The organism is Sulfuricurvum sp., from assembly GCF_049305995.1.
Lineage (GTDB): Bacteria > Campylobacterota > Campylobacteria > Campylobacterales > Sulfurimonadaceae > Sulfuricurvum.
Genome location: NZ_JBAQPS010000234.1, coordinates 1 through 2,871, shown reverse-complemented (window position 1 = coordinate 2,871; position 2,871 = coordinate 1). Strand labels below are relative to the sequence as shown.

Annotated in this window: 8 protein-coding genes; 4 read left to right on the top strand and 4 right to left on the bottom strand. The window is 39.7% G+C overall.

Annotated features, from left to right (window positions below):
* The 4 genes from WA010_RS08165 to WA010_RS08150 all read right to left on the bottom strand — a co-directional run.
* A partial coding sequence (locus tag WA010_RS08165; RefSeq protein WP_422556633.1) for an antibiotic biosynthesis monooxygenase family protein occupies positions 1-349 on the bottom strand: 349 nt, incomplete at its 3' end.
* Positions 340-534: a Crp/Fnr family transcriptional regulator gene (locus WA010_RS08160; protein ID WP_422556632.1), complete on the bottom strand. Its 195-nt coding sequence runs from the start codon at positions 532-534 to the stop codon at positions 340-342. The genes WA010_RS08165 and WA010_RS08160, both read right to left, overlap by 10 nt.
* A complete protein-coding gene (locus WA010_RS08155; RefSeq protein ID WP_422556631.1) occupies positions 515-958 on the bottom strand; it encodes a Crp/Fnr family transcriptional regulator in 444 nt (147 codons plus the stop codon). The genes WA010_RS08160 and WA010_RS08155 overlap by 20 nt, the downstream gene beginning before the upstream one ends.
* Positions 959-998: 40 nt before the next feature.
* Positions 999-1,436: a DsrE family protein gene (locus WA010_RS08150; protein WP_422556630.1), complete on the bottom strand. Its 438-nt coding sequence runs from the start codon at positions 1,434-1,436 to the stop codon at positions 999-1,001.
* 122 nt (positions 1,437-1,558) lie between these two features.
* Here WA010_RS08150 and WA010_RS08145 point away from each other — a divergent pair, with 122 nt between their 5' ends.
* The 4 genes from WA010_RS08145 to WA010_RS08130 all read left to right on the top strand — a co-directional run.
* On the top strand, positions 1,559-1,972 hold the full coding sequence (locus WA010_RS08145) for a VOC family protein (RefSeq protein ID WP_422556629.1): 414 nt from the start codon (positions 1,559-1,561) through the stop codon (positions 1,970-1,972).
* 49 nt (positions 1,973-2,021) lie between these two features.
* Entirely contained in the window at positions 2,022-2,144 is a 123-nt protein-coding gene (locus tag WA010_RS08140) for a hypothetical protein (RefSeq protein ID WP_422556628.1), read from the top strand.
* Positions 2,145-2,147: 3 nt separating this feature from the next.
* Positions 2,148-2,444, top strand: a complete 297-nt coding sequence (locus WA010_RS08135; RefSeq protein WP_422556634.1) for a DUF3995 domain-containing protein — start codon at positions 2,148-2,150, stop codon at positions 2,442-2,444.
* 246 nt (positions 2,445-2,690) lie between these two features.
* Positions 2,691-2,871, top strand: a 181-nt coding sequence (locus WA010_RS08130; protein WP_422556627.1) for an AraC family transcriptional regulator, incomplete at its 3' end; no start/stop codon positions are given.

The window sequence follows — 2,871 nt, the reverse complement described above, 5'->3', positions numbered from 1 at the left end:
TCTCTCGTATTTTTCCATACCACTCTAAAGCAATTTCTGAACCGCTTTTGAGGTTATGCAAGAAGTCTATTGTGTGATATTGCAAGAAACCTATTGGGTGCTTGACCATTGCTTGAGCTTTTTTGTGAAGCGTTTGTTCTTTCCATGTGTGTATGGACTCCAAATCACTCCAATACGATACAGAAATTCCGATCTCATTTCGGGCTGATTCGAAGCCTAAAAATCCTTTTTGCTTTTTTGCTTCTTCTAAAACGTGCTCGGCAATAGCACTATAAGATTCTGCGTCGGTCCGGATAGAGGTGAAGATAACGGCGTAATAAGGTGGAGAAGTATGTGTGACTATTGACATGTTGGATTCTCACAAACTTTTATCCATCCTCTGCCAACCGTTACGATTCCCTCTTTTTCGAGATTTTTGAGGATACGGCTGATTACTTGACGAGATGTACCGAGTATGAGAGCGATTTGCTCATGAGTAGTTAAAATGGTATCGCGCCCCTGGACATAGAGCCAATTAAGGAGACGTTGATCCATCCTTAAATCGGAGTTCTTCGACGAGATGCATGATTTGAGTAAGCCGTTCAGCACAAAATGAGATTTTAAAATTACGATATGCGGGAGAATTATTGATGAGCCAGCGAATTGTATCGGTAGGTACAAGCCATCCTTCGATACTCTCAGCGACAATAGCAGTAGCAGTGGCCGGAGTGAGTGTATTGACGAGACACTGTTCACCCGGAGTGATATAGTAGAGGGTGATTTCCCCTTTGCCGATTTCATCGGCATGGAGGAAGACTTTAACACACCCTTTTGTCAGAAAAAGAATCCCTTGATTAATATCGCCTTGGTAATAGAGAAATGTTCCGACACCCAAAGAGACTTTTTTGGCTTCTGAGCGTACTTTTTCAAGCGATTCAGGCTCTAATAACTTAAAAAACTGATAATGATCCAGCTCCATGATTTCCCCTTTCACTTTGAAAAAGTATAGCTTAGTGTGATTAAAATGTCATTGATTGTGCGTTTGGAGCGTATAAAGCACCTGCTAGATCAGCCGGAGCAGCGATCTCAACGCCTTCAACAATATCTGACTTTTTGATTCCTCCTAGTTTAACAAAACCTTCACAGATTTTGACGTGCCCCCCTTTGCGAATCAATCCGGTCATAAGTTCTTTAGGAGTTGCACCGGCAAATTTAGGCTGAGTTCCTTTATTGAGAGCGAAATTGACCGCATCGGCTGCGATAAAAACAGTACTTTGAACCCCCGCATCTTGCATAGCATTAGCGACAGCTAAACCAAATCCGGCTTTAACGATTGATCCCTCAGTGATGGTAATTACCATACTCTTTGGCGCGTCAGTATTACATCCACCTGCTTCAGCGCTTGAAATCGCCAACATCATCCCCAACATTCCCGTCATAAACATTTTGAGGTTCATAGTACCCCTCCTATTTGAATTTAGCATTTTTGATGCAGTTGAATTGTAGGACAGAGTGGTGGGGGAGTTCTGTGACTAAAGTCACATTAAATCTGTATTATAATTGTGAAAAAAGGGAATTCATGCAAAACTTGATCGTCAATCTAGCTGTGAGAGATATAGGTGAAAGTATCGCGTATTATCGAGATATTTTGGGTTTTACCCCTATTATGGCGGTTTCTGAGGATAAAAGCAGTTTTAGCCCTGAGTTGGAAGAGGGCAAGCGCTACCTTTTTGCAATGGTGCAATCAGGCGGGGTGGAGATAATGCTCCAACAAGATGAGAGTTTGCGTGAAGATGTGGGTGACTTTTTTACAGACATCGGTGCATCGGTGACGTTTTACATCCGTGTTGATGATGTCGATGGATGGTATGAGACGATTGCGCCTAAAGTGGAGATCATCAAACCTATAGAGACAACATGGTATGGGATGCGAGAATTTTATATCCGTGACATCAACGGGTATGTTTTAGCCTTTGCAACACAAGTGATATGATGAAATGTTCAGAAATGGTGAAGTACAGACTAAAACAGGTTAGAAAAATATGAGTATTCTAGCAACTCTTGTTATTGTTGTGTTGTGCCTGATCGGATTGCTCCATTTTTATTGGGCATTTGGCGGAAAATTCGCAGCTGAACAAGCGATACCGACAGAGAATGGACAGTGATTAATTAACCCAGGAAAAATAGCTACCGTTATGGTAGGAATAGCTTTATTTTGTTTCGCTTTTGTCGCTTATATACTCTATTTCTATGATTTGTCTTCGTCACACTATCGGAATTATTTCATCATTAGCGGATGGGTACTATCGGTGATATTTACACTTCGAGGTATCGGTGAGTTTAATGCGGTTGGGTTGTTTAAAAAAATAAAATCATCTGAGTTCGCATATTATGATACCCATTTTTATACCCCGTTTGCATTATCTATGGGATTGATTTTCGCTACTTTAGCATATCGAGTATGATGAAATCAATATAAATTTAGCTGTTTATTTGGGAGAAAATAACGGTATGAAATTTTCCTACGATATATATGAGTGTAAGGAGAACAGGGCTAGATATAGAACTCACACCTAAAGATTAAATGATATATTTGGCTGAGTTTTATGATTTGATGGCTGATGTATAGTTGATATACAAAAAGAGCAACTTTGGAGTAGTTTTCATTTTGCTATTACCCTACAATTTCCTAACGCATTAGAAGAGGACAGATGAAACAGATAACCAAAGACGATTATCTCAAGAGTGTTTATAAAGTTATTTTGTATATTGAAAACAATAGTCAAAGCGAAATGACATTGGAAGAACTCTCAAAAGTTGCAGGTTTTTCAAAATACCATTTTCATCGGGTGTTCAAATCGATTATCAGGGAGAGTTTGGGTGATTATATAC